Origin of the sequence: Pseudooceanicola sp. LIPI14-2-Ac024 (genome assembly GCF_042188925.1) — a bacterium.
Lineage (GTDB): Bacteria > Pseudomonadota > Alphaproteobacteria > Rhodobacterales > Rhodobacteraceae > Pseudooceanicola.
Genome location: NZ_CP170102.1, coordinates 3,594,467 through 3,620,435 on the forward strand (window position 1 = coordinate 3,594,467; position 25,969 = coordinate 3,620,435).

Below are 25,969 nucleotides of genomic sequence, written 5' to 3' on the forward strand. Positions count from 1 at the left end.
CGGCGGCCGGGCCCCGCGCCCGGCCTATTCGCTGGGCGTCACCGGCGTCGCCTTCACCGGCCGGTTCACCAGGATCACGCCGAGGATGGCGAGCGCCACGCCCGCAAAGACCATCACTCCGGGCCGTTCGCCGAGCACGAGGATGCCAAGCGCCACGCCCACGCCCTGCCGCAGGTAGGCCTGGCTCGACGTGCCGAGAGAGCCGAGGCGGTCCAGCAGGTGGAAGTAGAGCAGCAGCGCCACCCCGGTGCAGAGCGTCGCGAGGATGCCCCAGGCCGCCAGCGCCGTGGCCGAGGGCGAAAGGCCGAGCGGCGCCTCGACCACGAACGCCAGCGGCCAGAGCGTGATCGCCGCGCAGAGCATGGTGCCCGCCGCCACCGCCAGCGGCGGCAACCCGGCGAACCGCCGCCCCCAGATCGCCGCGCCGCCGTAGAGCATGGCGCCGAGCACGCAGGCGACCTGGCCCGCGACCTGGTCGCCAAGCCCCGCCAGGGCGGCGGGGCCGACGATCAGGATCACGCCCGACAGCCCGGCCAGCGTGCCCAGCAGGTGTGGCCATCCCGCGCCGCGCCCGCCGGTCAGCACCATGGTAAAGACAAAGACCCAGAGCGGCGATGTGGAGTTCAGCACCGTCGCCAGCGCGGAATCGACATGCTGCAGGCCCCAGGCCAACAGCACCCAGGCCAGCGAGGCGTTGAGCAGCGACTGCACGGCCAGGTCGCGCCAGACTGCCCTGCCGCGGGGCATGCGGGTACCCCGGACCAGCATCACGGCCAGCAGCAGCACCGCGCCCCCCGTGACCCGGCCCGCGACGAGGGTGAGCGGCGGGATCTCGGGCACCGCCACGCGCTGGAACAGGTAGCTCGACCCCCAGAAGGTGGCGAGCAGGGCCAACAGCGCATAGTCGCGCGCGCGGGGCTCAGGCGTCATGCACGGCCTTGCTGTCGGCGGGCGCCTCGGCCCGGTTGTCCATGCCATAGTCGCGCAGCACGTGGGCGATGCGCAGGCGGTAGCCGCTGAAGATGCCGCCCCGCCCGGCGGCCTGCGCCGCGCGATGCTCCTCGGTCCTGCGCCAGGTCTCCAGCGCGGCCTCGTCCTCGAAGAACGACAGCGACAGCATCTTGTCCGGGTTGGTCAGACTCTGGAAACGTTCGACGGATATGAACCCCGGCGTCTCCTCGACCAGCGGGCGCAGGGCGGCGGCGCGGGCGAGGTAGGCGTCGCGGCGGCCCTCGGCGGGGGTGACTTCGAAGATGACGGCGATCATGCGGGGCCTCCGATGCGCTTCAGGAATGTCCGGTCCTCGCGGGTGATGAAGCGTTCGGCCCGCGCGAATTCGAAATTCTCGCGCCCCTGAGGATCGGCGGCAAGCCGCGCCTTGTAGTCTTCATATGCGGCGAGAGACGCGATGTCGTAGATGCCATAGGCCAGCGTCGCCGACCCCTCGTGCGGAACGTAGTACCCGGTGAGGGACGCGCCGCAGCGGGGGATCGCCTCGGCCCAGGTGCGGGCATAGATCTCAAAAGCGTCCCGGCGGGTCGGGTCGATGTGATAGCGGATGACGCAGGTGATCATGTCGGACTCCTTGATCGGTTGATGGGGCGGGTGTATCCCGATTTCCGTAGCAATTGCTTCGATGGAGGTCGAAGGATGAAGGACGGACCCGACATCTCGCGCGTGGCCGCCCTGATCGGCGATCCGGCGCGGGCGAACATCCTGACCGCGCTGATGAGCGGCAAGGCCCTGACCGCCGCCGAACTGGCGGCCGAGGCGGGGGTGACGGCGCAGACGGCCTCGTCCCACATCGCGCGGCTCAGCGAGGGCGGGCTGATCGTCACCCGCAGGCAGGGGCGGCACAAGTACGTGGCGCTGGCCTCGGACGAGGTTGGCGCGGTGCTCGAGGCGCTGATCGGCCTGGCGGCGCAGAGCGGCCACCTGCGCACCCGCACCGGTCCCCGCGATAACGCCCTGCGTGCGGCGAGGGTCTGCTACAACCACCTGGCGGGCGATCTCGGCGTGCAGGTCTACGACAGCCTGATGGCGCGCGGCATGATCCGCAGCCGGGGCGAGGCGCTCGAGATCACCGCCGCGGGACGCGCCTTTGCCGAGTCGTTCGGGATCGAGCTTGCGCCGCTGGAACGCAAGCGCGCACCGCTCTGCCGCAACTGCCTGGACTGGAGCGCACGGCGCTATCACCTTGGCGGCGGGCTGGGTCGGGCGCTGCTGACCCGGATGGAGGACACGGGATGGATCACGCGCGGCGAGGGGCGCGTGCTTGAGCTTACCGCCCGGGGGCGGTCTGACTTTGCGGCGCGGTTCCCGGTCTGACCGGTCAGGTCATGTGCATCAGCAGGCGCTGCATCTCGCTGTAAATCTGCGAGGCATAACGGCTGGAACGCAGGAATCGCGGGCCGGTGATGTCGACGCTGACCAGCAGGCTGTCGAAGAGAGACATGGGATCGGCGCCGGCGGGCATCGGGCCGCTGATGCTCGAAACCAGGATCGGGCGGCGGGCGGCGGCGACGCTGGCCGCATGGGCGCTGGTGGCCTGCATGGCCGAAACCCGGCTCGACAGGCCGAGGTCGGACGTCGGAACGGAAGAGACTGATGTGCTCATGACCGTCTAGTTGCTGAAAGCCCCCGTGCGATCAGCCTGTGCCTGAAACCCTGCCAAAGGATTAAGGTTGCCCGGGGCGCGCGGAAAAATTCGCGGGCCCCTGCGGCGACGGCAGCACGTGATCAGATCGCGTGCGCCCGGCCGTCCCAGGTTTCGAACACGCCGGTGGTGTCGGGGCCGAGCGCCGCGAACCGGGCGGCGAGGCCGGTGGCGCTCTCCTGCGGCGTGATCGATGCGCTGCTGCCGCCCATGTCCGTTTGCACCCAGCCGGGATGGTAGATGCCGACGGCGATCCCGTCGCCCTTGAGTGCGGTCGCGAGGTTCAGCCCGAGGTTCAGTGCGGCGGCCTTGCTGGCGCGGTAGATCAGCGCGTTGCCCTTGGCCAGCGTCGAGGATCCCATCTGCGACGACAGGATCGCGACCTTGCCGCCCGCCGCCCGCAGGTTCGGCAACAACGCCTGCACGCAGAGAAAGGGCGCGGTGACGTTGACGGCCAGCTGCTCGGTCCACATCGCGGCCGGGTAGCCGGTGTCGAGCGAGGTTTCTCCCTTGTCGAGGTAGAGGCCCGCGTTGCAGATCAGCAGGTCGACCGGCGCGTCGCCGATCGCGGCGGACAGGCCGCGGATGCTGTCGGGATCGGTCATCTCGACCTGGATCAGCCCGCCCGCGCCGCTGCGCGAGGTGCCGGTGACGGTGTGGCCCGCGGCCTCGTAGGTGGCTTTCAGGGCCGCGCCGACCCCGCGGCTGGCGCCGGTGATGACGACGTGCATGGGATGATCCTTCAGTTCGACTTGCGGGTGTTCAGGAAGGGCAGCGGCATGACCGGCACCCCGTCCTCTAGCAGGGCGCGCGCCTCTTCGGCGCGGGCCTCGCCACGGATGGCGCGTTCCGGCGCCTCGCCCTCGTGGATCGCGCGGGCCTCGCGGGCAAAGTCGCGGCCGACATCCTCGGTCCGGCTCTCGATCTTCTGGCGCAGCTCGGCCAGCGCCTGTTCGGCGGCGGTGCGGGGCTGCGACAGCGGACGCTCCGGCGCCTCGCGGCCCGAGGCGACGGCGGGCGCCATCGGGGCCTTCTCGACCCCCTCGGCGCCGCAGACCGCGCAGGACACCATGCCGCTGGCCGCCAGCTTGTCGTAGGCGTCGGCGGACTGGAACCAGCTGTCGAAGCGGTGTCCGTTGGGGCATCTGAGTGAGAACTGGATCATGGGAAACGTCCGGAAAACCACCGGACAAACATAATCATAGCCGGGCCGAGATCAAGCGCCCGCGCGGCGCCGTCACAGCCGGAACCGGTTCGGGTTGAAGTCGCGGATCATCTCGCTCAGCGCCCTTTCGTCGACCTTGCGCGCGGCCTTGCGGGGCGAGAACCAGCGCCGCTTGCGCTGCGACGCCTCGGGGAAATCGGCCCTGAGCGCGGTGACGCGCACCGGAAAGACCAGCGCCGAACAGGGCACCCGGGATCCGTCGTCGAGCTGCTTGATATAGGTGAAGAGTCCCAGCGGACGTTCCGCCGCATCGCCGATCACGCCGGCCTCTTCATAGGCTTCCTGCAGGGCGCCCTGGGCGGGGGTGCGGCCTCGGATCGGCCAGCCCTTGGGCACGATCCAGCGCCGGGTGCCGCGGCTGGTGATCAGCAGGACGCGCGGCTTGTTCGCCTCGACCCGGTAGCACAGCGCGGCAAACTGGGTCCGCGCCTCGGACAGGAGAACGTCGTCCTGCGACGCGATCGCTTGGTGGTGTTCAACGAGGGTCACACATCCCTCCGCCCGGCCTCTCTGTCTGCGGCGATTCTCGCTCTATTTGGTTCATGAGATGTTAACCGATCCGCGCCGAATTTCCCGGGAAAACGCCGGGGCGGACACAAGATATTGTCGGTTTGCACATTTCTGCCACGTCCGCTTGGGCGGCGATTTCCACCTCGCCCGCGGCGCGCGGGGTGATAGGCTGCGCCCGGAATGACAAGGAGTGCCCCATGGTCGAGACCCGCAGCCACAGCTATTCGGACGGCACGACGGACTACGTCGGCTACCTTGCCCTGCCCGAGGGGCCGGGTCCGCACCCGGCGGTGATGATCGCCCCGGCCTTCATGGGCCTGCGCGATTTCGAGATGGAGACGGCGCGCAAGCTGGCCGGCATGGGCTACGCGGCCTTTGCGGTGGACTACTACGGCGCAGGTTTCCGGACCGAGGATCGCGCCGTCGCGGCCGGGAAGATGCAGGAAGTCAACGGCGACCGGCGGCTGCTGGCCGCCCGCATGGTCTGCGCGCTCGAGGCGTTGCGCGGGCTGGACGGCATCGACGCGGGCCGGATCGCGGCCATGGGCTATTGCCTGGGGGGAAAGGCGGTGATCGACCTCGCCCGGACCGGGGCGGATTTCCGGCTCGCGCTGTCGTTGCACGGCATCTTCGACAAGCCGAACTTCCCGACCGAGACGATGAAGGCGGCCGTGGTGCTGCTGCATGGCTGGGATGACGGGCTGGCCAAGCCCGCCGCGGTGGTCGAGATCGCAGAAGAACTGACGGCGCACTGTCCGGACTGGGAAATTCTGGGCTTCGGGCACACCGACCACGCCTTCACCAACCCGGCCGGGGCGAACTACTCGGACCGGGCGGCGCGGCGAAGCTGGCGGTGGCTGACCGCCTCGCTCGAGGAACACCTGGCCTGACCGGGGTCAGATCGCCGAGGAATGCCGCGCCTGCGCCATGTCGTAGGCGTCGAAGAACCGCGCGATCATCCGGGTGAGGGGGCGCACCTCGGGCGGGATGCGCAGCCCCTCCGCGCTGACGTCGAGAAGCCCCTCGAAGGCGCGGTTGACCGCCATGAACATCTCGCGCGCGCGGGTCGGTGCCAGGCCGAAATCGCGGGTCAGCTCGTCGGTCGAAACCGCGAAATCGCACATCAGCGCCTCGATGATCCGGCCGCGCAGCAGGTCCTCTCCGGCAAAAGCGTGGCCGCGTGCGGTCGAGAACCGGCCGGCCCGGATCGCGCCGGTGTGGGTCGAGGTCGCGGGCGCGTTCTGGGTGTAGCCCTGCGGAAAGCGCGAGATCGACGAGGCGCCGACCCCGATCAGCACCTCGGCCGGGTCGTCGGTGTAGCCCTGGAAATTGCGCCGCAGCCGTCCGACCCGCGCGGCGACCGCCAGCGGATCGTCCCTGAGCGCGAAGTGGTCGATCCCGATCTCGTCGTAGCCGTCCCAGTTGAACAGCTTGCGCGCGGTCTCCGACAGCACCAGCCGTTCCGCCGGGGTCGGCAGCGCGTCGGACGGGATCATCGACTGCCGCCGCGCCATCCAGGGCACGTGGGCATAGCCGTAAAGCGCCACGCGGTCGGGGCTGAGCGACAGCACCTTCTGCACGCTCTCGGTGATCCGCGCCGGGGTCTGGTGCGGCAGGCCATAGAGGATGTCGGCGTTCAGGCTCGTGACGCCCTGCGCGCGGATCAGGTCGATGGCGTCGCGGGTGACGTCGTAGCTCTGCAACCGCCCGATGACGCGCTGGATCTCTTCGTCGAAGTCCTGCACCCCGACCGAGGCGCGGTTCATCCCGGCGCGTTTCAGCGCCTCGGCGCGGGGCAGGTCGATCTCGTTCGGGTCGATCTCGACCGAGAATTCGTAACCCTCGGCAAAGGGGGCAACCGCGGCGATGGCCGCTGCGAGGTCCTCGATCATCGCGGCGCTCAGCAGCGTCGGCGTCCCGCCGCCCCAGTGCAGTCGCGACAGTGTGACGCCGCGCGGCAGCTGCGCCGACAGAAGCGCGAGCTCGGCCTTCAGTGTTTCGAGATAGGCCGCCAGCGGCTTGCCGCATTGCGTGCCCTGGGTGCGGCAGGCGCAGAACCAGCACAGCCGCCGACAGAACGGAACATGGACGTATAGCGAGATCTGCGCATGCTCGGGGATCGCCGCGATCCAGCGGGCATGGGCCTGGTCATCGGTCGCGGTGCCGAAATGCGGGGCCGTGGGATAGCTCGTGTAGCGCGGAACCTTCGCGTCAAAGAGCCCCAGTCGTGCAAGTTGCGTTTCGTTTTTCATGCGCATAGCTATGATGAAACGCAAAGGTGGCTGCCTTGACGCAGATCAACCGCGACCGGGAAGAGTGATGCTGACACAGTCCCTGAAATCCGTGCCGCAGGAATGCGGCGATTGCCCGATCCGCCACCGGGCGGTTTGTGCGCGCTGTGACGCGGACGAATTGATGTCGCTGGAAGAGATCAAGTACTACCGCTCGTTCGAGGCCGGACAGCCGGTGATCTGGGCGGGCGACCGGATGGATTTCGTGGGTTCGGTGGTCGAGGGCGTCGCCACCCTGACCCAGACGATGGAGGACGGGCGCACCCAGATGGTGGGCCTGCTGCTGCCGTCGGATTTCGTCGGCCGGCCGGGCCGGTCGGGGGCCGCCTACAACGTGACCGCGACCACCGACCTGGTGATGTGCTGCTTCCGCCGGAAGCCGTTCGAGGACATGATGGAGCGCACGCCGCACATCGCGCAGCGCCTGCTGCAGATGACGCTCGACGAACTCGACGCCGCGCGGGAATGGATGCTGGTGCTGGGCCGCAAGACGGCGCGGGAAAAGATTGCCTCGCTCCTGGCGATCATCGCGCGGCGCGACGCGGCGCTGAACCTGCTGCCGAGCGAGGGCAAGCTGGTCTTTGACCTGCCCCTGACGCGCGAGGCGATGGCGGACTACCTGGGCCTGACGCTGGAAACCGTGAGCCGCCAGATCTCGGCCCTGAAGAAGGACGGCGTGATCGAGCTCCAGGGCAAGCGCCACGTCACGGTGCCGGATTTCGACCGCCTGCTGGAAGAGGCCGGCGACGACAGCGACGGCGGGATGCTGGACTGAGGGCCGCGCCCCCGCTGTCCGGCCGCCACCCTATTTCCCGGTGAACCTCGGCTGCCGCTTCTCCATGAACGCGGTCCGCCCCTCGCGGTAATCCGCGCTGTCGAAGGCCACCCGCGTCAGCCGGTCTATCTCTTCGAAATCCAGCTCCGAGTCGCGGCCGGTCACCTGGCGGATGATCTGTTTCGAGCCCCAGATCGAAAGCGGCGCGTTGCCGGCGATGGTCTCGGCGTAGCCGCGCACGACCTCTTCCAGCTTGTGCGGCGGCACGACCTCTTCGACCAGGCCCATCTGCAGCGCCTCCTCGGCCGAATAGCGCCGCGCGGTATAGAGGATCTGCTTGGCCCGGCCCGGCCCGACCAGGTTCACCAGCGCCTTGATCCCGTCATAGCCGTAGACGATCCCCATCCGGGCCGCCGGCACGCCGAACTGCGCCCCCTCGGCGGCGATGCGGAAATCGGCGCCCATGGCCACCGCCAGTCCGCCGCCCAGGCAATAGCCGCGGATCATCGCGATCAGCGGCTTTTCGAGGTCGTAGAGTTTCTGCCGCGCCCCGCCCGAGATGCGGGCGTATTCCTCGGCCGCGTCGGCGTTCGACCGGCTCTTCTCGAACTGCGAGATGTCGGCACCCGAGACGAACGCCTTGTCGCCCGCGCCCTGCATCACCACCACCCGCACCTCCGGGTCGGCCGAGAAGGCATCCAGCACCTGAGCCGTGGCCTGCCACATCTCGAGGCTCATGGCATTGCGCTTTTCCGGCTGGTTGAAGGTCAGCCAGCCGACCCCGTTCCCGGTCGTGGCAATGATCTTGTCGGTGTCGAGCTGCATCCGTCCCTCCCGTCTGGCGCGGCACATTGGTGACACGCGGCCCCGGCGGCCACAACGGGAAAAGCCCGGTCGCATATCCATGATACCTGCGGTGGCGCGGGCGGGGCGGCGCGGCAAAGCCGGTATTCAGGGCAAGAGACCGGGGAGGACGGACCGTGCAGGACTATGCCGCATTCGAGGCCGAGGTGCGCCGCTTTGCCGAGGCCGAGTGCCCCGAGGATATCCGCCAGATCGTGCGCGACGCGCGCAAGCTGACCCGCGATCCCTGGGCCCGGTGGCAGCGGGTGCTCTTCGACCACGGCTGGGGCGCGCCGAACTGGCCGGTGGAGCACGGTGGCACCGGCTGGGACACGCGGCAGCGCTACATCTTCGACACGGTGCTGGCGGAAACCTTCTGCCCGCCGCAGTACCACCACGGCCTGCGCCACCTCGGCCCGGTGCTGATCAAATACGGCACCGAGGATCAGCGCGCGCGGTTCCTGCCCGGCATCCTGCGCGGCGAGGACTGGTGGTGCCAGGGATACTCCGAACCGGGATCGGGATCGGACCTCGCCTCGCTCAGGACCCGCGCCGTGCGGGAGGACGACCATTACCTCGTCACCGGCCAGAAGACCTGGACCAGCCACGCGCACGAGGCGGACTGGATCTACACCCTCGTCCGCACGTCGCAGGAGGATCGCAAGCAGAAGGGCATCACGCTCCTGCTGATCCCGCTGTCGTCCCCGGGGATCGAGGTGCGGCCGATCCGCACGATCGACGGCATCCACCACGTGAACGAGGTCTTCTTTGACAATGTCCGCGTTCCGGTCGCCAACCGCGTGGGAGAGGAGGGGCAGGGCTGGACCTGCGGCAAGTACCTGCTGTCACACGAACGGCTGGGCGGGGCGAACACGGCGCCGATTTTCCAGCTTTACGACGCGGTGCGTCGGGTCACGGCCCGGGCACCCGAGGGGGTGCTCAGGCAGGCCGACACCCGGCTGCGGATGATCGAGATCGAAAGCCGCCTGCTGGGACTGCGCGAACAGGGGCGCGCCGCGGTCGGCATGGCGATGCGGGGCGAGGACCTGGGCATCGTGCCCTCGGCGATCAAGGTGACGTCCTGCGCGATCCAGCAGGCGCTCTGCGATGTTGCGGTCGACACCGTGGGCCCGACCCATTCCGCGCGGCAGGGTGCGGCGGGGGATGATCGCGACACGGCCTTCCTGCGCTGGATCTCGACCTATTTCCTGCACCGCTCGCGCACCATCGTCGGCGGCTCGGACGAGGTGCAGAAGAACCTCGTCGCGAAACAGCTCTTTGGCGGAGACCTTGCGCGGTTTGCCCCGCCGATGGTGCCCGGCGCGCTTTTTGACGCGGCGGAGCGGACGGCGGGTGAGGGGGCCGCCGACTGGGGCCAGGCCGTGGCGCTTGGCTGGCCCGCAACGCTGGTGCCAGAGGGGCTGGGCGGCGTGGGCGGCAGCCTGTCCGACCTGGCCGCCGTGGTCGAAGGGGCGGCGCGGGGCGGTGCGGCCCTGTCGCTGCCGATGCCCTGCGGGGTGACGCCCGTGCTGCTTGCCGGGGCGCCGGCGGGCGCGGCGCGGGATGCGGCGCTGGCCGGGCTGCTCGATGGCACGCGCCGGGTCTGCACGGCGCTCCTGACGCCCGAGGGGCGGCTCGACCTGAAAGACCTGCGGACCGGGGCGGCCCCCACGGGGGTCGTCGGCGGGGTCGAGGCCCTGCCGGATCCCACCGACCTGCTGCTGGCCGATCACGACAGCCTCGTCCTGTTGCCGCTGGCGGGGGCACGACTGTCGCCGACCACGACTCTCGACGGTCGCCCGGCCTTCGACCTGCACCTGTCAGGGGTGCCCGGCACCGTCCTGGCCGAAGGCAGCGCCGCCGCCCATGCCCTGTCGCGGGCAGCCCCGGTCGGCGTGCTGATGACCTGCGTCGATGCCGTCGGCACCATGGTCCCGGTGATCGGTCAGACCATCAACTACCTGATGCAGCGCCGCCAGTTCGACCAGCCGCTGGCCGAGTTCCAGGTGCTGCGTCACCGGGTGGCCGAGATGATGATGACCTACCTCAACGCCTCGGCCGCCACGCTCAGGGCGCTGAACGACATGCAGGCGGGTACCGCGAACCCGCGCAGCCTGTCGAGCGCCAAGCTGCGGGTCAGCCGCGACGCCAGGACCATCGCGCATCACGCGATCCAGCTGCACGGCGGCATGGGCATGACCGAGGACCTGCCGGTCACCCGTCTGAACAAGCGGTTGATCCAGGCGGGGTTCGATTTCGGCGACGCGATGCTGCACGCAGAGAGGCTGGCGGCGGTGAACCTCTGACGCTCAGGCGTCGCGTTCGACCTTGAGCCCGTTCAGCGACAGGCGGAAGAACTCGTCTGCCACCTCCTCGACGCTCATCTTGCCGTCGGGCCGGTGCCAGCGCGGGATGTAGTTGAGCCAGGACAGCAGCAACCGGGTGACCATGCCGGGATCCTCGCGGACGAAAAGGCCGCGGTCCATCGCCTCGACCACCTCGGTCTTGAGCATCCCCTCGAACCGGTCGCGGAGCGAGATCATCTCTGTCCGGTCCGAGATCGCCTCGATCGACCAGAAGATCCGGGAGGAGACGACCCAGCCCGCGCGGTCGTTGTCGATGTGCCGCGCGCAGGCCATCAGGAAGGCGCGGGCGCGGGCAATCGGATCGTCGGCCGGCACCGCGGCCAGCGCCGCATCCATCAGGTCGTTCAGCCGGTTCATCCGGGTCTCGACCACCGAGCGCAGCAGGCTCTCCTTGTCGGGGTAGTGATAGTAGAGCGCGGCCTTGGTCATCCCGCACTTGTCCGCCACGTCGCGCAGCGAGGTGCCCGCGTAGCCCGAGGCAGCGAAAAGCTCCGTCGCGGCCCGGATGATCTGCGCCTTGCGCTGGTCGGACGGCATCTTGGTGCTGACGGGGGTGACTTGGGTCAAAACGTCTGTCTCCGGTACTGGAACTGCGCGCATTTACCGCGATGCGGAAGATGTTAGCGGTGGCAGGGTCGATAAGAAAGGAATTTGCCGACCGGCAGGCAGGTATTGCCACGGTGATGCGACGTCATTCACACATATGCGATTGCGGGGCACGGGGCTTGGCGATGGTCGCGCCGCCGGGCGGCGGGTCGCCGGGCCTGCGGGCCATTTGCCGCCGGTCCGGTTGCCCTTGCGTCAGCGCGAGATATCTCTGCCACTGCGGCCCGCGGCGGGCCGGGCGAGAGGAGATCGTGGCATGTATGTCGGCGGATTTGTCCTGGCGGTGAAGACCGACCGCAAGGCGGACTACCTGAAGATGGCGACTGAGGCGTCGCAACTGTTCCTGAACGCCGGGGCCACCCGGGTCGTGGAGTGCTGGGGCGTGGACGTGCCCGAGGGCGAGGTCACGTCGTTCCCGATGTCGGTCAAGTGTGAGCCGGACGAGACGGTGCTGTTCTCCTGGATCGAGTTCCCGGACAAGGCGGCCTACGACGCCTGCATGGCCAAGCTCGACGCCGAGGGCGCGATGGAGATGACCGACGAGACGCGGGCGGTGATGGACCCGCGCCGGATGATCTTCGGCGGGTTCGAGGCGATCCTCGACACCTGAAGGCGCGGGCGCGCCCGGGGCTACATTCATGAAATCCGGGTGCGTCCGCGGCAGGTTCCGGGTGAAACCGGGCTAAGCCGGGCGCGCCGGCCCTGCGCCCGGCTTTACCTTGCCGGCGCGGCGGGGCAGCCTGCGCGCGACCAGATCACCCGAGGGAGACCCCATGAGCGAAGTCAAGATCACCCGCGACGGCCATGTCGCCACCGTCGAGCTGCAGCGCGGCCCGAACAATTTCGTGGACATCAAGCTGATCGGCGAGATCGCGGATGCCTATGACACGCTCGACGCCGACCCCGAGATCCGGGCGATCGTGCTGGCGTCGGACGGCAAGCACTTCTCGGCCGGGGCCAACCTGGCCGAGCGGGTGAAGGACGACGGCGACTCGATCACTCAGGAGGCGACCCGCCACCTCTACAAGGAAGCGCATCGGTTGATGTCCTCGCGCAAGCCAGTGGTCGCGGCCGTACAGGGCGCGGCTGTCGGCGCGGGCATCGGGCTCGCGCTTTCGGCTGATTTCCGGGTCGGCAGCGCCGACACCCGGCTCTCTGCCAATTTCTGCCGGCAGGGGTATCATCCTGGCTTCGGCACCACCTACACGCTGCCCCGGATCGTGGGCGAACAGAAGGCGGCCTGGCTCTTTTACACCGGCGCACGGGTGCCCGGGGACGAGGCCTATGACATGGGCCTGCTCGACTGGCTGGTGCCCTCCGACCAAATCCGCGCCAAGGCGCAGGAGGTGGCCGCCGAGATCGCGATCTCGGCCCCGCTGGCGGTGGAGTTCACCCGCAAGACCCTGCGCGAAGGCATGATCGAGGCCTTCCGCCAGGCGACCTACAACGAGGCCTTCGAACAGAACCTGCTGCGCCCGACGCACGACTTCAAGGAAGGCGTCAACGCGATGAACGAACGGCGGGTGCCGGCGTTCAAGGGGTACTGAGCGGCGCGCGGTGCGTGCGGAGCACGCACCCTACGGTGCATTGACGTGGAGCGGGGGGCTGTGTGCCCTCCGCATTCTTTTTGGGGAATGGGTAGGCGCGGCGCGGCGGCTCAGACCGCGCCGGAGCCCTTGTCGGTGGTGTAGGCTGGGCAGGCGTCGATGAGGGCGCGGAGCTCGGGCAGGGGGTCGTCCATCGCCTCGCAGGTGTCGTCGAAGATCATCGTCGGGCGGTGCGTTGCGTCATAGGCGGGCCAGGCGGGCAGGCCGGGGTGGTTCGGATCACCGCTGCGGGCAAAGGCGAGCCAGGCGTCCATCACCTTTTCCGACAGGCGTGCGGCATCGTCCGGGCGGCCGAGCATCCGCTGCGCCGCCGTGGTGGTGCCGAAGATGAACGGGATGCAGGCGGTGTGCGGACAGCCGAGATGGCCACCCTCGGCCGCCGTCTTCCAGCGGAAGAGGTAGGACCAGACCGGCGCGCCGGGATGGGCCGACCGCAGGTCGGCGGCGCGGCGGTCGTTGCGGCGGTACATGTGTTCGGACATCGCGCGCGAGGTCAGCTGCGCCGGGCTTTCGCCGGGGAAGATGGCGGCGAGCTCGGCGTAGAGGCGATCGGCCGCGTCCTGCTCAAGGTTGGTGAAATAGGCGATGCGGTCGCGCGCCGTGCCCGCGTCCATGGCGTGAAAATTCGGGTCGGCGGCGGCCTGAAAGAACGTGATCTCGTCCTCGCAGGTGCCGATCAAAAGCGGGATGCGGGCCGAGCGGGCGATGTTGCCGGGCTCGAACGGGTTGGCGGTGAGGACGGTGCCGTCGACCACGGGGCGGAAATCGTCGATGCCGTCGTTGCGCGTCACGGCGCGGGCGCGGGCATCGAGGATGGCCTTGAAATCCGGCGCGGCGAGGGCCTCTGGCGTCGGATCGGCGATGCCGAGTTCCTCGAGCAGCAATTCGGCGCAGCGCGTGGCGCGTTCGGGCGAGGCCATCTTGAGGAGGCTCGACGCGCTCTGCACCACGGCACGGTGAAACAGGCCCTCTGCCGAGGGCATCGCCATCAAGAGCGCCACCTTCGATCCGCCGCCGGACTGGCCGAAGATGGTGACGTTGCCGGGGTCGCCGCCGAAGGCTGCGATGTTCTCGCGCACCCATTCCAGCGCGCGGACGATGTCGGTCATGCCGATGTTGGCGCCGTTGTGGCCGGGCACCAGGTCCCCGAAGTAGGTGAAGCCGAAGGCGTTGAGCCGGTGGTTCAGCGTGACAACCACCACGTCGCCGCGCGCCGCGAGCGCGGTGCCGTCGACACCGGGCCGCCCGCCCGAACCGGTGACGTAGCCGCCGCCGTGCAGCCAGACCATCACCGGGCGCGGCGTGCCAGCAGGGCGGTCGGCGGCGAAGATGTTGAGCGCCAGGCAGGCCTCGTCCATCGGGGTCGGGTCGGACAGGAAATCCATCCACGGACGCCCCGCGCGCGCGACCTGCGGGCAGCGCGGGCCGAGCGCGGTCGCCGCGAAGACGCCCTCGGACGCGGCGGGCGGCCGGGCGGGGCGGAAGCGGTCTGCCCGACCGTAGGGAATGCCGAGGTAACGGGCGACGGTGCCGTCCGAGCGGCCTTCGATCCGGCCCTGGGCGGTGTCGGCTGTCGGGTGGGCAAGGGCGGTGTCGGGCATGGCGTGTCCTCCTGCCGCGGAGGCTAGGGCCAGCGGCCCCGCCCCGTCCATCGGTGCGGGGCGGGTGACACGGACATGCGATCAGATGTCGAAGGTCACGACGCTTCGCGCGACGTTGCCCGCCTTGAGGTCCTCGAACCCCTCGTTGATCTGGTCGAGCCGGATGCGTTTCGAGATCATCTGGTCGAGCGGCAGCCGCCCGTCCATGTAGAAATCGCAGAGCCGCGGGATGTCGGTCGGGAACTGGTTCGACCCCATGAAGCAGCCGAGGATCTTCTTCTGCCGGTAGAAGAGGTCGCGGCCCGAGAACTCGATCATCATCTCGGGCGGCATCACCCCCATCAGGGTCACGGTGCCGCCGGTCGCCAGCATCTCGAACGCCTGTTCGGCCGTCCGCTTGGCGCCGATGCATTCGAAGGCGTAGTTCACCCCGCCCCTGGTCATCTCGATCACCTTCTGGACGCTGTCGCCGTCGCGGCCGTTGATGACATCCGTGGCGCCGAATTCGCGGGCCAGTTCGAGTTTGCTGTCGAGGATGTCGATCGCGATGATCCTCAGCGCGCCCGCCAGCCGGGCGCCCATCACGGCCGAGAGGCCGACGCCGCCGCAGCCGATCACCGCCACGGTCGATCCGGGCGGCACCTTGGCAGTACGGATGACCGACCCGGTGCCGGTCAGCACGCCGCAGCCGATCAGCGCCGCGCGGTCGAGGGGCATGTCGTCGCGCACCTTCACCAGAGCATTCTCGTGCACCAGCATCTCCTCGGCAAAGGCGCCGAGGTTGAAGCCCTGGTTCACGTGCACGCCTTCGCGCGTGATCCGCTGGGCCTGGCCGGGCAGGTAGCGCACCGACTGGTTCGAGCAGTTGACGAGGTTGCCGCCGATGCAGTGTTCGCAGGTGCCGCAGAAGACCGACAGGCAGCCGACGACGTGATCGCCCGGCTTCATCCGGGTGACATGCGCGCCGACCGCCTCGACCACGCCCGCGACCTCGTGGCCCAGCACCACCGGCATCGGCTGCGCGACGGTGCCGTCGATGTAGTGCAGGTCGGAATGGCAGAGCCCGACGGCGGCGGTGCGCACCCGCACCTCGTGCGGGCCCATGTCCCCCAGCGTGATGTCGGAAATGACGAGCGGCTTGCCCACCTCTTCGAAGATGGCGGCTTTCATGGCGGTCTCCTCCCTTGACCTGGTCGTGGGCATATTGGGGTGGGCCTTCGGTTCCGGCAATCGGGGATCGCGGTTTCGCCATGTATCGGGCGGATCGCGGGGGCATGATTGACCCTTGGTCAGGTCGCCGCCACCTTTCCGCCTGCCACGAGGGAGGAACGGCGATGCAGCAACTGGACGGACGGGTAGGGATCGTGACGGCGGCGGCCTCGGGGATGGGCCGCGCGGGCGTGGAGCTCTTTGCCCGCGAAGGCGCCGCGGTGGCGGTGGTGGACATCGACGCGGACGGCGTCGCGGCCACCTGCCGGGCGATCGAGGCGGCGGGCGGCACGGCGCTGCCGCTGGTCGGCGACCTGACCGACGACGGGTTCTCGCGCGAGATCGTGGAGCGGACGGTGTCCGAATACGGCGGGCTCGACTTCTTCTGGGGCCATGCGGGACATCCGGGACCCGCGGCGGTCGAGGGGCTCGATCCCGCGCTCTTTGACCTCGCCATCGACCTGAACCTGCGCACGATCGTGCATTCGACCGCCGCCGCGCTGCCGCATCTGCGCAGGCGCGGCGGCGGTGCGTTGCTCTACACCGCCTCGACGGCGGGGCTGGCGGGATCGCCGCACAGCCCGGTCTATTCGATGATGAAGTTCGGCGTGGTCGGCTGGACCCGGTCGCTGGCCAAGCGGGTGGCGCCCGAGGGGATCCGGGTGAACGTGATCTGCCCCGGTGGGGTCGACACCCCGATGCTGCGCACCTTCCTCGCGCGGCCCGATGCGCCGCCGCGGAACATGGCGGCGGACGAGATGGTCGCGGCGCGTGGCAAGCTGACGCCGCTGGGACGGAACTGCCGCCCCGAGGAGATCGCGGCGACCGCGCTCTTCCTGGTCTCGGACGCGGCGTCCTACATCACCGGGGCGGCGCTGCCGGTGGATGGGGGGATGACGGCCTGAAGGTTGGCGAAGGGGGGCTGTCTGCCCCCTCTTGGCCCTTGGCCAATTCACCCCCCGAGGATACGGAACCAGGGGAAGGATGGCGCCGGTTCAGGCGGACTTGGTTTCCGCCGGTCCGCTGCCCGGCGCCTCCTTCGGCACGATCGGCGGCAGGCCGTTCAGCAGGGCTTCGGGGACGGCGCGGGACAGCTCTTCGAGCGTGAACATCCCGTCCTCGCCGTGGACCAGCAGGCGCTGTTCCTCGCCGAAGTAGTAGGTGTGAATCGATCCCTTCTCGACGTGGAAGTTCTGGCCCGAGATCGCCCAGGCCCCGGGCGTGGCGAGGTAGCCGACGAGGGGGGCGATGTATTCGGGGCCGCGGTGGATCAGGGTACGTTCGTACTGCTCCCTGGTCATCAGCCCGGCCTCGTACTTGCGCAGGCGGTTGGCCTTGACCGCCTCGGTCAGGGTCATGCGGGTGTCGGCGGCGGGGCAGATGACGTTGCAGGTGATGTCGTTCCTCTGGGTTTCCTTGGCGATGGAGCGGGTGAGCGAGATGATGCCACCCTTGGCCGCGGCGTAGTTGCACTGGCCGACCGATCCCTTGAAGGCGTCGCTGGCGAAGTTGACGATGCGGCCGTAGTTGGCCTTGCGCATGTGGCGGATCGCGTGGTGGCATAGGTTCCAGTGACCCTTGAGGTGAATGTCGATGACCATGTCGAACTCGTCCTCGGTCATGTTCCAGATCATCCGCTCGCGCAGGACCCCGGCGACGTTGACGAGGATGTCGATGCGGCCGTGATCGCGCATGATGCCATCGACCAGGTCGCCCATCCTGGCGAAGTCGGAAACGGTGTCGTAGCAGGCATGGGCCGCGCCGCCGACGGCCGCGATCTCGGCCACGACCTCGTCGGCGGGGCGTTCTCCGGTTTCCTCGCCGCCGCGCCCGAGGCCGGGATCGACGCACCAGACGCGGGCGCCCTCGGCGGCCAACAGCAGTGCGACCTCGCGGCCGATGCCGCGACCCGCGCCGGTGACGATGGCGTTCTGTCCTTGCAGGTTCATTGGGGCCTCCTCATCCCGTTTCGCGCAGGGTGTGGGGGCGGCGGGTGTCCCGGCAAGTCCGGGCGCGTCAATAACCGTCTTCTAGCACGGCGCGGAACCGGGCGAAGCCGACGACGAAGTAGAGCATCAGGCCGAGCAGCACCGCGACCCCGGTGATCAGCGGCAGGCGCATGCCGAAATGGTCCGAGGCGACGCCGAGCAGCAGCGCCCCGATCGCGGGCGAGCCGCGCATCACCAGCCCGAGGACCGACAGCACCCGCCCGCGCAGTTCGTCCGGCACGAGGGTCTGCACCAGCGTCTGGCCCGACACGGCGGCCGAGACCATGCAGCTGCCGGTCAGCATCGCCAGCGGCAGGGCCATCCAGATCCGGGTCGAGGCGGCGAAGCACAGCAGCGTCGCGCACATGCCGATGTTCGACCAGACGACGATCCCGGCCAGCCCCCGCGTGCCTTCGCGCGTGGCCAGCCAGAGCCCGCCCACGATGGCCCCGATCCCGAAGGCCGAGGTCAGCGCGGCGAAATCGCTGGAGGAACCGTGGAAGGCCTGCGCGGCCCAGCCCGGCAGCAGTTCGAGCACCGGGCGCACGCATATGCCCGACACCACCGTCATCAGCAGGATCGCGTTCACGCCCGGCATGGTGACCGCGTGTTTCAGCCCGATCACGATGTCGGCGCCAAAGCTCTTGCCCGACCGCGCGATCTGCTGAGGGCGCAGCCGGACGAAGCCGAGCGCCACGACGAAGACGAGGTAGCTGAGCGCGTTCAGCGCGAAGGTCCAGCCCATGCCCCCGGTGGCGATGATCAGCCCGGCGGCGGCGGGCCCGACAAAGCGGGCGAGGTTGAAGTTGACCGAGTTGATCGCGATCGCCGTGGTCAGCCACTGCGGTTCGACCAGGCGCGGGGTGATCGACAGGCGGAAGGGCTGCAGGCCGCCGGTGACGAAGCCGTTGAAGAGGGTGATCAGGAACAGCGGCCAGATCGTCAGCACGTCCATCGCGTAGAGGATCGCCAGCAGGAAGGCCTGGCCGAAGCCGAGGAGCTGGCCGATCTTGAGCACGCGCAGGCGGTCCCAGCGGTCGGCGGCGGCACCGGCGAAGGGGCCGATCAGGATGCAGGGAAAGAGATCGGCAAAGGCGATGGCGCCGACCCAGCCGGCGCTTTCGGTCAGCGTCCAGGCCAGCCAGCCCGAGGCGATGCGCTGCATCCAGGTGCCGATCAGGGAGATCGAGTTGCCGAGCGTGAAGGTGCCGTAGTTCCGTTGGCCGAGAATCTGGAAAATGCGTGCGAAGCCGTGGGATGCTGGCATGAGATGGTCCTGTGGGCCCGGCGCGCGGCGGTCCGAAGCGACCTGCGGGGGCGCGGGACGGGGCGTGCTCCCTGTCATATCGTCCACAGAATACATGCTCAAGTCATCTTTCCCCCGGGCGGGCCGCTTGACCTATCCGTGAAATCCCGAGGCCAGGCGGGGCCGGGTGCGCGGCGGGCCGCCGGCTGTCATCTCTCTGTTGTGCAATGATTATCCTTCTGTCGCCAAAGCGTCGCATGGCGGGCGTATCGCCACGGGGCGGCCACCTTGTTGCCGTCTTGTTTCCATATTCTGGGGAAGTTTCATGTTCCGTACATTCGTGACCGGCGTGGCCCTTGCCACGGCGCTGGCAGGGTCGTCCCTTGCCGCCACCTTCTCGACCCTCGACGGCAACCTGCCGCTCGTCATCGCGCACCGCGGTGCCTCGGGCTACCTGCCCGAGCACACGCTCGCCGCCTATGAACTGGCGATCAAGATGGGCGCCGACATCGTCGAGCCCGACCTGCAGCAGACCTCGGACGGGCATCTCGTCGCGATGCACGACAGCACGCTGACCCGCACCACCGATGTCGAGGCGAAGTTCGCGCCGCGCAACGGCGGATACAAGGTCTCCGACTTCACCCTGGCCGAGATCCGTTCGCTGGTCGTCGAGCCGACCGCCTCGACCGCGTCGAACAGCTACCCGGGCTACACGCCGACCATGGCGAACCCGTTCCAGGTGCCGACCTTCGAAGAGGTGATGCAGCTGGTGAACGCGCACAACGCGGCGACCGGTGCCAACATCGGCATCTACCCCGAGGCTAAGACGCCGAACTCCACCGCGATGAACCAGAAGATCCTCGATGAAATGAAGGCGAACGGCTTCGAGAGCCGGAGCGACCTGGCCTTCATCCAGACCTTCGATCATGCCGGTGCCAAGGAACTGTCGGACCTGCAGGACGCCATGGGCATGGACAACGCCATCGCTGCGCTTGGCTATGCCATGTCGACGGTCAACGGATACGGCGTCTACGATGCGGTGGCGGGTGTGACCAACCTGCTGACCGACCTCGCGCTCTTTGCCGATGGCGTTGGTGTCAGCCTGTCGAGCCCCGGGCTCGACGCGGGCTTCATCCAGGCCGCCCACGACCTGGGCCTGGTGGTGCACGGCTGGACCTTCAACCGCGCCGATCCGGCCAGCGCCTATGCCCAGTACGAGCAGTGGCTGGATGCGGGCATGGACGGGTTCTTCACCAACTACACCGACCTCGCGGTCGATTACCTGGCCGCGCAGGTGCCGCTGCCGGCCGGCTTGCCGCTGCTGGCGGGCGGGCTTGGCGCCATCGCCGTAGTGCGCCGCCGCCGCCGCGCGGCCTGACGGCCTTCGGGGCATCCGCAGCGGCGGGTGCCCCGGTTCCGGGTGGCGTCAGTGCGCCAGGAAGACCTGCACCGGCGCTTCCTCGAGCATGGCGCGGGTGGCACCGCCCAGGATTGCCTCGCGGAAGCGGGAATGCCCGTAGGCGCCCATCACCATCATGTCGGCCGCGGTGTCCGAGGCGTGCCGCTTGAGGACGTCGGACACCTTGGGCATCGATTTCGACAGCACGTCGATCTCGGTCCGGACGCCGTGGCGGGCGAGGTACTGGCCGATCTGGCCGCCGGGATCGGAGCGGTCCGACCCGTGCTGCGGCGGATCGACGACCACGACCCGGACGAGGTCGGCCTCCTTCAGCATCGGCAGCGCCTTGCGGATCGCGCGCAGCGATTCGGCGCTTTCGTTCCAGGCCAGCAGCACCTGTTTCGGCTTTGCGACCAGCGTGGCGCTGTCGGGCACGGCGAGGATCGGGGCCTGGCCCTCGAAGAGCGCGGCCTCGAGCACCGGCTCGAGCTCTCCGCCCTTGCCCTTGCCGTAGGGCAGCGGAGAGATGACGATGTCGGCGAACCGCGCGCGCTGCGCGACGTGGCGGCCAAGGTCGGCCATCTGGGCAAAATCCGCCTCGGTCGAGAAGCGCAGGCCCGAGGCCTCGAGCTGGGCGATGGCGGCGGTTTCGATCTCGGCCGCCTCGGCCCGGGCCTGGTCGATCGATTCCTGCAGCGCGATGGCGCTCGCCCCCTCGTAGAAATAGCCCAGGTTGCTGCGGTCGACGCCGAGGCACAGCACGTCGACATGCGACCCGTGCGCCGCCGCCATCTCGATCGCCTGTTCCAGCTGCGACTTGACCAGGGCCTTGTCGGTCAGCGTCGTGAACACGGTTTGGAAAGTCATCTTTTGTCCTCCGAGAGAGGTGAGTGTGATATGAACACCTTACACGTCATTTGATCACGTTAACCTTGATGCGAGTCAAATCCGAACGGGTCGCCGATTGACCCAGATCAAGGCGCGACACGCCCGGCGGTTCCATTAACCGGGGCAGTCAAGACGCCGGGCGGGATGCTGGACCCGCACCGGCACGACAGAGGGACAAGACATGACCAACTACTTCAAGCTGATCGTGCTGGGGTTGATCACGCTATTCATGGCAGTGGCAGCCGGTTACGCACGCGATCTGGCTTACATGGTGAACGCGCTGACGATCATGCTGGTCTGCGGCGGCCTGTTCCTGTGGACGCTGCGCAACGCGGACGAGCCGGACATCATGGTGGACCGATCCGCCGAGTACCATGACGACGTGATCCGCTACGGCGTGATCGCCACCGCCTTCTGGGGCGTCGTCGGATTCCTGGTCGGGGTGGCCATCGCCTTCCAGCTCGCCTTTCCCGTCCTGAACTTCGAATGGGCCGAGGGCTTTGCCAACTTCGGCCGCCTGCGCCCGCTGCACACCTCGGCGGTGATTTTCGCCTTCGGCGGCAACGCGCTGATCTGCACTTCGTTCTACGTGGTCCAGCGCACCAGCGCGACGCGGCTCTGGGGCGGCAACCTCGCCTGGTTCGTGTTCTGGGGCTACAACCTCTTCATCATCCTGGCCGCCACCGGCTACGTGCTGGGCGGCACGCAGTCCAAGGAATACGCCGAGCCGGAATGGCACGTCGACCTGTGGCTGACCATCGTCTGGGTCGCCTACCTGGCGGTCTTCCTCGGCACGATCATCAAGCGCAAGGAACCCCACATCTACGTGGCGAACTGGTTCTACCTCGCCTTCATCGTGACCGTGGCGATGCTGCATATCGTCAACAACATCTCGATCCCGGTGTCGATCTGGGGCTCCAAGTCGGTGCAGGTCTTCTCGGGCGTGCAGGACGCGATGGTGCAGTGGTGGTACGGCCACAACGCCGTCGGCTTCTTCCTGACCGCGGGCTTCCTGGGCATGATGTACTACTTCGTGCCGAAACAGGCCGAGCGTCCGGTCTACAGCTACAAGCTGTCGATCATCCACTTCTGGGCGCTGATCTTCATCTACATCTGGGCCGGTCCGCACCACCTGCACTACACCGCGCTGCCCGACTGGGCCTCGACCCTGGGCATGGTGTTCTCGATCATCCTGTGGATGCCCAGCTGGGGCGGCATGATCAACGGCCTGATGACCCTGAGCGGGGCATGGGACAAGCTGCGCACCGACCCGGTGATCCGGATGATGGTGATCGCCATCGGCTTCTACGGCATGTCGACCTTCGAGGGCCCGATGATGTCGATCCGCGCGGTGAACTCGCTGTCGCACTACACCGACTGGACCATCGGTCACGTCCACTCCGGCGCACTTGGCTGGAACGGCATGATCACCTTCGGGGCGCTCTACTTCCTCGTGCCGCGCCTGTGGAACCGCGACCGGCTCTACAGCCTGTCGATGGTGTCCTGGCACTTCTGGCTCGCCACCATCGGGATCGTGCTCTACGCGGCCGCGATGTGGGTGACCGGCATCATGGAAGGCCTGATGTGGCGCGAAGTCGATGCGAACGGTTTCCTCGTGAACTCCTTTGCAGACACGGTGGCCGCCAAGTTCCCGATGTACGTCGTCCGCGCCCTTGGCGGGGTGATGTACCTGGCCGGCGCGATCATCATGTGCGTGAACCTCTACCTGACGGTGCGGCGCCAACCGGCGGTGGACACCGCCAACGGCCTCGTGCCCGCCGAATAAGGAAACTGACCATGGCTGAAGCAAACCAAGCGATGCCCGGCGGCGGCGCGCCGAAGAAAACCGGCATCCTCGACCGTCACAAGATCCTCGAGAAGAACGCCACGCTGCTGCTGATCTTCTCGTTCCTGGTGGTGACCATCGGGGGGATCGTGCAGATCGTGCCGCTCTTCTACCTCGAGAACACCATCGAGGATGTCGAGGGGATGCGGCCCTACACGCCGCTCGAGCTGACCGGGCGCGACGTCTACATCCGCGAGGGCTGCTATGTCTGCCACTCGCAGATGATCCGCCCGATGCGGGACGAGGTCGAACGCTACGGGCACTACTCGCTGGCGGCGGAGTCGCAGTACGACCACCCGTTCCAGTGGGGGTCCAAGCGCACCGGGCCGGACCTGGCCCGCGTCGGCGGCCGCTATTCGGACGAATGGCACGTCGACCACCTGCGCGACCCGCAGTCGGTGGTGCCGGAATCGGTGATGCCGAAGTACGGCTTCCTCGAGGAGCGTCGCGTCGAACCCGACCACGTGGCCGAACTGATGGCGACGCATTCGATGGTCGGCGTGCCCTACACGACCGAGATGATCGAGAACGCCAGCGCCGACTTCCGCGCCCAGGCCGATCCTGACAGCGACTACGACGGGCTGCTGGAGCGCTACGGCGAGGACAGCGTACAGGTGCGCAACTTCGACGGACAGCCGGGGATTTCCGAGGCGGATGCGCTGATCGCCTACCTGCAGATGCTGGGCACGCTGGTCGATTTCTCGACCTTCACGCCCGACGCGAGCCGGTGAGGAGGGGACGATGGAGCTTTACACCTTACTGAGGCACTTCGCCGACAGCTGGATGCTGCTGCTGCTGTTCACCTTCTTCATCGCGATGATCGCCTGGGTCTTCCGGCCCGGATCGCGCGGGGTGCACGACGACACCGCGGCCATCCCCTTCCGACACGAAGACGCCCCGGCGAAAGACCGGGCGGACAACGCCGCCAAGGAGGCGTGAGATGAGCGACGAACTCAAGGACAAGCACGGCACGACCGGTCACGAATGGGACGGCATCGAAGAGCTGAACACGCCGCTGCCGCGGTGGTGGCTCTACACCTTCTACGCGACCATCGTCTGGGGGGTGATCTACACGATCCTCTACCCGGCCTGGCCGCTGGTGAACCAGGCGACCTCGGGGCTGCTCGGCTTCTCGACCCGTGCGCAGGTCGAGCAAGAGATCACCGCGATGGCCGAGACCAACGCCGCGATCAACCAGCAGCTGGTCGACAGCGACCTGACGCAGATCGCCGCCGACCCCGAGCTGAACCAGTTCGCGGTCTCGTCGGGCGGGGCGGTGTTCCGCACCTGGTGCGCCCAGTGCCACGGCTCGGGCGCGGCCGGGGCCGTCGGCTATCCGAACCTGCTGGACGACGACTGGCTCTGGGGCGGTGACATCGAGGAAATCCACTACACCGTCACCCACGGCATCCGGAACGAGGAAGACGCCGATGCGCGCTATTCCCAGATGCCCGCCTTCGGCGCGGACGGCCTGCTGGACCAGCCGCAGATCCGCCGCGTGGTGAACTATGTCATGTCGCTGTCGGGCGAACCGCAGGATCCGACCCTCGTCGCCCCGGGCGCGCCGATCTTTGCCGAGAACTGCGCCTCGTGCCACGGCGACGACGGCACCGGCGACCGTGACCAGGGCGCGCCGGACCTGACCGATGCGATTTGGCTCTACGGCGGTGACTTCGACACGCTGATGCAGACCGTGACCAACTCGCGCTTCGGCGTGATGCCGGCCTGGTCCGAACGCCTGACCGAAGCGCAGATCCGCGCGGTCAGCGTCTATGTCCACGGGTTGGGCGGCGGCGAATAGGCCGCGATGCGAACACCCCCGGTGCTTCGGCGCCGGGGGTTCCGGGTGCCGGCGCGTTCGTCCTGTTCGCGCGTTTCCTGAACCGCCGGCACCCGATTTCAACCGCAGGGCCCGCCGACCCGCCGGGGGACGCATGTCTGGCGGGGCGGTCATGCAAGGTCCGGCCTTTCCCCTGCGACCGGCACAGGCTAGATAGGCCTCATGAACTGGACTTTGCCCAATATCCTGACGGTCCTGCGCCTTGTTGCGGCGCCGCTGCTCGTCTTCGTCTTCGTGCTGCTGCCGCGTCCGGCCGCCGACTGGGCCGGGCTTGTCCTGTTCGTCGGCGCGTCGCTCACCGACTACATCGACGGCTGGATGGCCCGCGCCTGGGGTCAACAGAGCAAGATCGGCACCATGCTCGACCCGATTGCCGACAAGGCGATGGTGGTGATCGCGCTGCTGGTGCTCGGCACCTATTCCGACCTGGCCTACCTGATCGTGCTGCCCGCCGGGCTGATCCTCTTCCGCGAGGTGTTCGTCTCGGGGATGCGGGAATACCTGGGCGACGTCGCGGGCACCCTGGCGGTGACCAGGCTTGCCAAGTGGAAGACGGCCACCCAGATGGTGGCCATCGCCGTGCTCTTCGGGCACGGGATTCTCGAACACAACCTGGGCGACGCGGTGTTCGGCGTCGACCAGAGCGTGGTGGACGAGATCCTGAGCGGCGCGGTCGACGATGACATCGGCCTCGGCTGGAAGGTGACCGCCACCGACTGGAGCGCCAATGGCGGCGTCCTGCTGATCTGGATCGCGGCGGTGATGACCTGCATCACCGGCCTCGACTACTTCAACAAGGCGCGGCCCTACCTGAGGGACTGAGATGATCGACGTTCTCTACTTCGCCTGGGTCCGCGAACGGATCGGCCTGCCGAAGGAGAAGGTCGAGACGGCGGCGGCCACGGTGAACGACCTCGTGGCCGAACTTGCTGCGCGCGAGCCGCGCTATGCGGCCGCCTTTGCCGACACCGCGGCCCTGCGCGTGGCGCTCGACCAGGAGCTTTCGGATTTCGACGCCCCGCTGGCCGGCGTGCGCGAGGTCGCGTTCTTTCCGCCGATGACGGGGGGCTGAC

29 protein-coding genes are annotated in these 25,969 nt (G+C 68.4%); 14 read left to right on the forward strand and 15 right to left on the reverse strand.

Annotated features, from left to right (window positions below):
• Positions 1–24 precede the first annotated feature (24 nt).
• From ACE2AC_RS17620 to ACE2AC_RS17630, 3 genes are read right to left on the reverse strand one after another with little or no spacing between them, the layout of a single operon-like run.
• Entirely contained in the window at positions 25–930 is a 906-nt protein-coding gene (locus tag ACE2AC_RS17620) for a DMT family transporter (RefSeq protein ID WP_375688746.1), read from the reverse strand.
• Positions 920–1,267 (reverse strand): antibiotic biosynthesis monooxygenase family protein, encoded by a 348-nt coding sequence (locus ACE2AC_RS17625; RefSeq protein ID WP_375688748.1) that lies wholly within the window; start codon positions 1,265–1,267, stop codon positions 920–922. The genes ACE2AC_RS17620 and ACE2AC_RS17625 overlap by 11 nt, the downstream gene beginning before the upstream one ends.
• On the reverse strand, positions 1,264–1,575 hold the full coding sequence (locus tag ACE2AC_RS17630; protein ID WP_375688750.1) for an NIPSNAP family protein: 312 nt from the start codon (positions 1,573–1,575) through the stop codon (positions 1,264–1,266). Before ACE2AC_RS17630 ends, ACE2AC_RS17625 begins: the two co-directional genes overlap by 4 nt.
• A 75-nt stretch (positions 1,576–1,650) precedes the next feature.
• On the opposite strand from ACE2AC_RS17630, the gene ACE2AC_RS17635 reads away from it, so the two are divergent.
• Positions 1,651–2,328 (forward strand): ArsR/SmtB family transcription factor, encoded by a 678-nt coding sequence (locus ACE2AC_RS17635; protein WP_375688751.1) that lies wholly within the window; start codon positions 1,651–1,653, stop codon positions 2,326–2,328.
• Positions 2,329–2,332: 4 nt separating this feature from the next.
• Here ACE2AC_RS17635 and ACE2AC_RS17640 read toward each other — a convergent pair whose 3' ends face one another.
• The 4 genes from ACE2AC_RS17640 to ACE2AC_RS17655 form a co-directional block, all read right to left on the reverse strand.
• Positions 2,333–2,617: a hypothetical protein gene (locus ACE2AC_RS17640; RefSeq protein ID WP_375688753.1), complete on the reverse strand. Its 285-nt coding sequence runs from the start codon at positions 2,615–2,617 to the stop codon at positions 2,333–2,335.
• 122 nt (positions 2,618–2,739) lie between these two features.
• Positions 2,740–3,387: an SDR family NAD(P)-dependent oxidoreductase gene (locus ACE2AC_RS17645; protein ID WP_375688754.1), complete on the reverse strand. Its 648-nt coding sequence runs from the start codon at positions 3,385–3,387 to the stop codon at positions 2,740–2,742.
• Between the two features lie 11 nt (positions 3,388–3,398).
• Entirely contained in the window at positions 3,399–3,821 is a 423-nt protein-coding gene (locus tag ACE2AC_RS17650) for a DUF1178 family protein (RefSeq protein ID WP_375688756.1), read from the reverse strand.
• Positions 3,822–3,893: 72 nt separating this feature from the next.
• Entirely contained in the window at positions 3,894–4,370 is a 477-nt protein-coding gene (locus ACE2AC_RS17655; protein ID WP_375688758.1) for an NUDIX hydrolase, read from the reverse strand.
• A gap of 218 nt (positions 4,371–4,588) precedes the next feature.
• Here ACE2AC_RS17655 and ACE2AC_RS17660 point away from each other — a divergent pair, with 218 nt between their 5' ends.
• On the forward strand, positions 4,589–5,281 hold the full coding sequence (locus ACE2AC_RS17660) for a dienelactone hydrolase family protein (protein ID WP_375688760.1): 693 nt from the start codon (positions 4,589–4,591) through the stop codon (positions 5,279–5,281).
• 6 nt (positions 5,282–5,287) lie between these two features.
• On the opposite strand, the gene hemN is transcribed toward ACE2AC_RS17660, so the two are convergent.
• Complete coding sequence (gene hemN, locus ACE2AC_RS17665) at positions 5,288–6,643, reverse strand: oxygen-independent coproporphyrinogen III oxidase (protein ID WP_375688762.1); 1,356 nt, start codon at positions 6,641–6,643, stop codon at positions 5,288–5,290.
• 67 nt (positions 6,644–6,710) lie between these two features.
• On the opposite strand from hemN, the gene fnrL reads away from it, so the two are divergent.
• Entirely contained in the window at positions 6,711–7,457 is a 747-nt protein-coding gene (gene fnrL / locus ACE2AC_RS17670) for a transcriptional regulator FnrL (protein WP_375688764.1), read from the forward strand.
• Between the two features lie 30 nt (positions 7,458–7,487).
• Here the strand turns inward: fnrL and ACE2AC_RS17675 are convergent, their stop codons facing one another.
• On the reverse strand, positions 7,488–8,282 hold the full coding sequence (locus ACE2AC_RS17675) for an enoyl-CoA hydratase (RefSeq protein ID WP_375688766.1): 795 nt from the start codon (positions 8,280–8,282) through the stop codon (positions 7,488–7,490).
• 155 nt (positions 8,283–8,437) lie between these two features.
• Here ACE2AC_RS17675 and ACE2AC_RS17680 point away from each other — a divergent pair, with 155 nt between their 5' ends.
• A complete protein-coding gene (locus ACE2AC_RS17680; RefSeq protein ID WP_375688768.1) occupies positions 8,438–10,606 on the forward strand; it encodes an acyl-CoA dehydrogenase family protein in 2,169 nt (722 codons plus the stop codon).
• A gap of 3 nt (positions 10,607–10,609) precedes the next feature.
• On the opposite strand, the gene ACE2AC_RS17685 is transcribed toward ACE2AC_RS17680, so the two are convergent.
• A complete protein-coding gene (locus tag ACE2AC_RS17685) occupies positions 10,610–11,233 on the reverse strand; it encodes a TetR/AcrR family transcriptional regulator (protein ID WP_375688769.1) in 624 nt (207 codons plus the stop codon).
• Between the two features lie 295 nt (positions 11,234–11,528).
• On the opposite strand from ACE2AC_RS17685, the gene ACE2AC_RS17690 reads away from it, so the two are divergent.
• Together ACE2AC_RS17690 and ACE2AC_RS17695 are read left to right on the forward strand one after the other, a co-directional pair.
• Positions 11,529–11,882: a DUF1428 domain-containing protein gene (locus ACE2AC_RS17690; protein WP_375688771.1), complete on the forward strand. Its 354-nt coding sequence runs from the start codon at positions 11,529–11,531 to the stop codon at positions 11,880–11,882.
• A 163-nt stretch (positions 11,883–12,045) separates the two neighbouring features.
• Positions 12,046–12,819: an enoyl-CoA hydratase/isomerase family protein gene (locus tag ACE2AC_RS17695; RefSeq protein ID WP_375688773.1), complete on the forward strand. Its 774-nt coding sequence runs from the start codon at positions 12,046–12,048 to the stop codon at positions 12,817–12,819.
• A 110-nt stretch (positions 12,820–12,929) separates the two neighbouring features.
• Here the strand turns inward: ACE2AC_RS17695 and ACE2AC_RS17700 are convergent, their stop codons facing one another.
• Both ACE2AC_RS17700 and ACE2AC_RS17705 read right to left on the reverse strand, forming a co-directional pair.
• The gene (locus tag ACE2AC_RS17700) at positions 12,930–14,480 is read right to left on the reverse strand and encodes a carboxylesterase/lipase family protein (protein WP_375688775.1); all 1,551 of its coding nucleotides are present in this window, start codon (positions 14,478–14,480) and stop codon (positions 12,930–12,932) included.
• 81 nt (positions 14,481–14,561) lie between these two features.
• On the reverse strand, positions 14,562–15,650 hold the full coding sequence (locus ACE2AC_RS17705) for a Zn-dependent alcohol dehydrogenase (protein ID WP_375688777.1): 1,089 nt from the start codon (positions 15,648–15,650) through the stop codon (positions 14,562–14,564).
• 164 nt (positions 15,651–15,814) lie between these two features.
• On the opposite strand from ACE2AC_RS17705, the gene ACE2AC_RS17710 reads away from it, so the two are divergent.
• Positions 15,815–16,594 (forward strand): SDR family NAD(P)-dependent oxidoreductase, encoded by a 780-nt coding sequence (locus ACE2AC_RS17710; RefSeq protein ID WP_375688778.1) that lies wholly within the window; start codon positions 15,815–15,817, stop codon positions 16,592–16,594.
• 90 nt (positions 16,595–16,684) lie between these two features.
• Here ACE2AC_RS17710 and ACE2AC_RS17715 read toward each other — a convergent pair whose 3' ends face one another.
• Both ACE2AC_RS17715 and ACE2AC_RS17720 read right to left on the reverse strand, forming a co-directional pair.
• A complete protein-coding gene (locus tag ACE2AC_RS17715) occupies positions 16,685–17,638 on the reverse strand; it encodes an SDR family NAD(P)-dependent oxidoreductase (protein ID WP_375688780.1) in 954 nt (317 codons plus the stop codon).
• Between the two features lie 67 nt (positions 17,639–17,705).
• Positions 17,706–18,944, reverse strand: a complete 1,239-nt coding sequence (locus tag ACE2AC_RS17720; protein WP_375688782.1) for an MFS transporter — start codon at positions 18,942–18,944, stop codon at positions 17,706–17,708.
• 304 nt (positions 18,945–19,248) lie between these two features.
• Between ACE2AC_RS17720 and ACE2AC_RS17725 the strand changes: the two genes are divergently transcribed.
• Positions 19,249–20,301, forward strand: a complete 1,053-nt coding sequence (locus ACE2AC_RS17725) for a glycerophosphodiester phosphodiesterase family protein (RefSeq protein ID WP_375688784.1) — start codon at positions 19,249–19,251, stop codon at positions 20,299–20,301.
• 48 nt (positions 20,302–20,349) lie between these two features.
• Here the strand turns inward: ACE2AC_RS17725 and ACE2AC_RS17730 are convergent, their stop codons facing one another.
• Positions 20,350–21,189, reverse strand: a complete 840-nt coding sequence (locus ACE2AC_RS17730) for a universal stress protein (RefSeq protein ID WP_375688786.1) — start codon at positions 21,187–21,189, stop codon at positions 20,350–20,352.
• Between the two features lie 202 nt (positions 21,190–21,391).
• On the opposite strand from ACE2AC_RS17730, the gene ccoN reads away from it, so the two are divergent.
• The 6 genes from ccoN to moaD all read left to right on the forward strand — a co-directional run bounded on the left by ccoN (position 21,392) and on the right by moaD (position 25,968).
• Entirely contained in the window at positions 21,392–22,996 is a 1,605-nt protein-coding gene (gene ccoN / locus ACE2AC_RS17735; RefSeq protein WP_375688788.1) for a cytochrome-c oxidase, cbb3-type subunit I, read from the forward strand.
• Positions 22,997–23,007: 11 nt separating this feature from the next.
• A complete protein-coding gene (ccoO, locus tag ACE2AC_RS17740; RefSeq protein WP_375688790.1) occupies positions 23,008–23,787 on the forward strand; it encodes a cytochrome-c oxidase, cbb3-type subunit II in 780 nt (259 codons plus the stop codon).
• A 10-nt stretch (positions 23,788–23,797) separates the two neighbouring features.
• Positions 23,798–23,995: a cbb3-type cytochrome c oxidase subunit 3 gene (locus ACE2AC_RS17745; protein ID WP_375688792.1), complete on the forward strand. Its 198-nt coding sequence runs from the start codon at positions 23,798–23,800 to the stop codon at positions 23,993–23,995.
• A gap of 1 nt (position 23,996) precedes the next feature.
• On the forward strand, positions 23,997–24,857 hold the full coding sequence (gene ccoP, locus ACE2AC_RS17750) for a cytochrome-c oxidase, cbb3-type subunit III (protein ID WP_375688794.1): 861 nt from the start codon (positions 23,997–23,999) through the stop codon (positions 24,855–24,857).
• Between the two features lie 201 nt (positions 24,858–25,058).
• On the forward strand, positions 25,059–25,718 hold the full coding sequence (gene pgsA, locus ACE2AC_RS17755) for a CDP-diacylglycerol--glycerol-3-phosphate 3-phosphatidyltransferase (RefSeq protein WP_375688795.1): 660 nt from the start codon (positions 25,059–25,061) through the stop codon (positions 25,716–25,718).
• 4 nt (positions 25,719–25,722) lie between these two features.
• Positions 25,723–25,968, forward strand: coding sequence for a molybdopterin converting factor subunit 1 (gene moaD, locus ACE2AC_RS17760; RefSeq protein ID WP_375692133.1), 246 nt, complete (start codon positions 25,723–25,725; stop codon positions 25,966–25,968).
• Position 25,969 lies beyond the last annotated feature (1 nt).

Excerpts from the sequence above, each read along its gene's own strand:
- fnrL (WP_375688764.1), top strand. The coding sequence starts at position 6,711 with ATGCTGACACAGTCCCTGAAATCCGTGCCGCAGGAATGCGGCGATTGC.
- ACE2AC_RS17630 (WP_375688750.1), bottom strand. The coding sequence starts at position 1,575 with ATGATCACCTGCGTCATCCGCTATCACATCGACCCGACCCGCCGGGAC.
- ACE2AC_RS17690 (WP_375688771.1), top strand. The coding sequence starts at position 11,529 with ATGTATGTCGGCGGATTTGTCCTGGCGGTGAAGACCGACCGCAAGGCG.
- ACE2AC_RS17710 (WP_375688778.1), top strand. The coding sequence starts at position 15,815 with ATGCAGCAACTGGACGGACGGGTAGGGATCGTGACGGCGGCGGCCTCG.
- pgsA (WP_375688795.1), top strand. The coding sequence starts at position 25,059 with ATGAACTGGACTTTGCCCAATATCCTGACGGTCCTGCGCCTTGTTGCG.
- ACE2AC_RS17645 (WP_375688754.1), bottom strand. The coding sequence starts at position 3,387 with ATGCACGTCGTCATCACCGGCGCCAGCCGCGGGGTCGGCGCGGCCCTG.
- ACE2AC_RS17625 (WP_375688748.1), bottom strand. The coding sequence starts at position 1,267 with ATGATCGCCGTCATCTTCGAAGTCACCCCCGCCGAGGGCCGCCGCGAC.
- ACE2AC_RS17640 (WP_375688753.1), bottom strand. The coding sequence starts at position 2,617 with ATGAGCACATCAGTCTCTTCCGTTCCGACGTCCGACCTCGGCCTGTCG.
- ACE2AC_RS17720 (WP_375688782.1), bottom strand. The coding sequence starts at position 18,944 with ATGCCAGCATCCCACGGCTTCGCACGCATTTTCCAGATTCTCGGCCAA.
- ACE2AC_RS17700 (WP_375688775.1), bottom strand. The coding sequence starts at position 14,480 with ATGCCCGACACCGCCCTTGCCCACCCGACAGCCGACACCGCCCAGGGC.
- ACE2AC_RS17620 (WP_375688746.1), bottom strand. The coding sequence starts at position 930 with ATGACGCCTGAGCCCCGCGCGCGCGACTATGCGCTGTTGGCCCTGCTC.
- ACE2AC_RS17725 (WP_375688784.1), top strand. The coding sequence starts at position 19,249 with ATGTTCCGTACATTCGTGACCGGCGTGGCCCTTGCCACGGCGCTGGCA.
- ACE2AC_RS17675 (WP_375688766.1), bottom strand. The coding sequence starts at position 8,282 with ATGCAGCTCGACACCGACAAGATCATTGCCACGACCGGGAACGGGGTC.
- hemN (WP_375688762.1), bottom strand. The coding sequence starts at position 6,643 with ATGAAAAACGAAACGCAACTTGCACGACTGGGGCTCTTTGACGCGAAG.
- ACE2AC_RS17715 (WP_375688780.1), bottom strand. The coding sequence starts at position 17,638 with ATGAACCTGCAAGGACAGAACGCCATCGTCACCGGCGCGGGTCGCGGC.
- ACE2AC_RS17705 (WP_375688777.1), bottom strand. The coding sequence starts at position 15,650 with ATGAAAGCCGCCATCTTCGAAGAGGTGGGCAAGCCGCTCGTCATTTCC.
- ccoN (WP_375688788.1), top strand. The coding sequence starts at position 21,392 with ATGACCAACTACTTCAAGCTGATCGTGCTGGGGTTGATCACGCTATTC.
- ACE2AC_RS17635 (WP_375688751.1), top strand. The coding sequence starts at position 1,651 with ATGAAGGACGGACCCGACATCTCGCGCGTGGCCGCCCTGATCGGCGAT.
- ccoP (WP_375688794.1), top strand. The coding sequence starts at position 23,997 with ATGAGCGACGAACTCAAGGACAAGCACGGCACGACCGGTCACGAATGG.
- ACE2AC_RS17695 (WP_375688773.1), top strand. The coding sequence starts at position 12,046 with ATGAGCGAAGTCAAGATCACCCGCGACGGCCATGTCGCCACCGTCGAG.
- ACE2AC_RS17745 (WP_375688792.1), top strand. The coding sequence starts at position 23,798 with ATGGAGCTTTACACCTTACTGAGGCACTTCGCCGACAGCTGGATGCTG.
- ACE2AC_RS17730 (WP_375688786.1), bottom strand. The coding sequence starts at position 21,189 with ATGACTTTCCAAACCGTGTTCACGACGCTGACCGACAAGGCCCTGGTC.
- ACE2AC_RS17650 (WP_375688756.1), bottom strand. The coding sequence starts at position 3,821 with ATGATCCAGTTCTCACTCAGATGCCCCAACGGACACCGCTTCGACAGC.
- ACE2AC_RS17660 (WP_375688760.1), top strand. The coding sequence starts at position 4,589 with ATGGTCGAGACCCGCAGCCACAGCTATTCGGACGGCACGACGGACTAC.
- ccoO (WP_375688790.1), top strand. The coding sequence starts at position 23,008 with ATGGCTGAAGCAAACCAAGCGATGCCCGGCGGCGGCGCGCCGAAGAAA.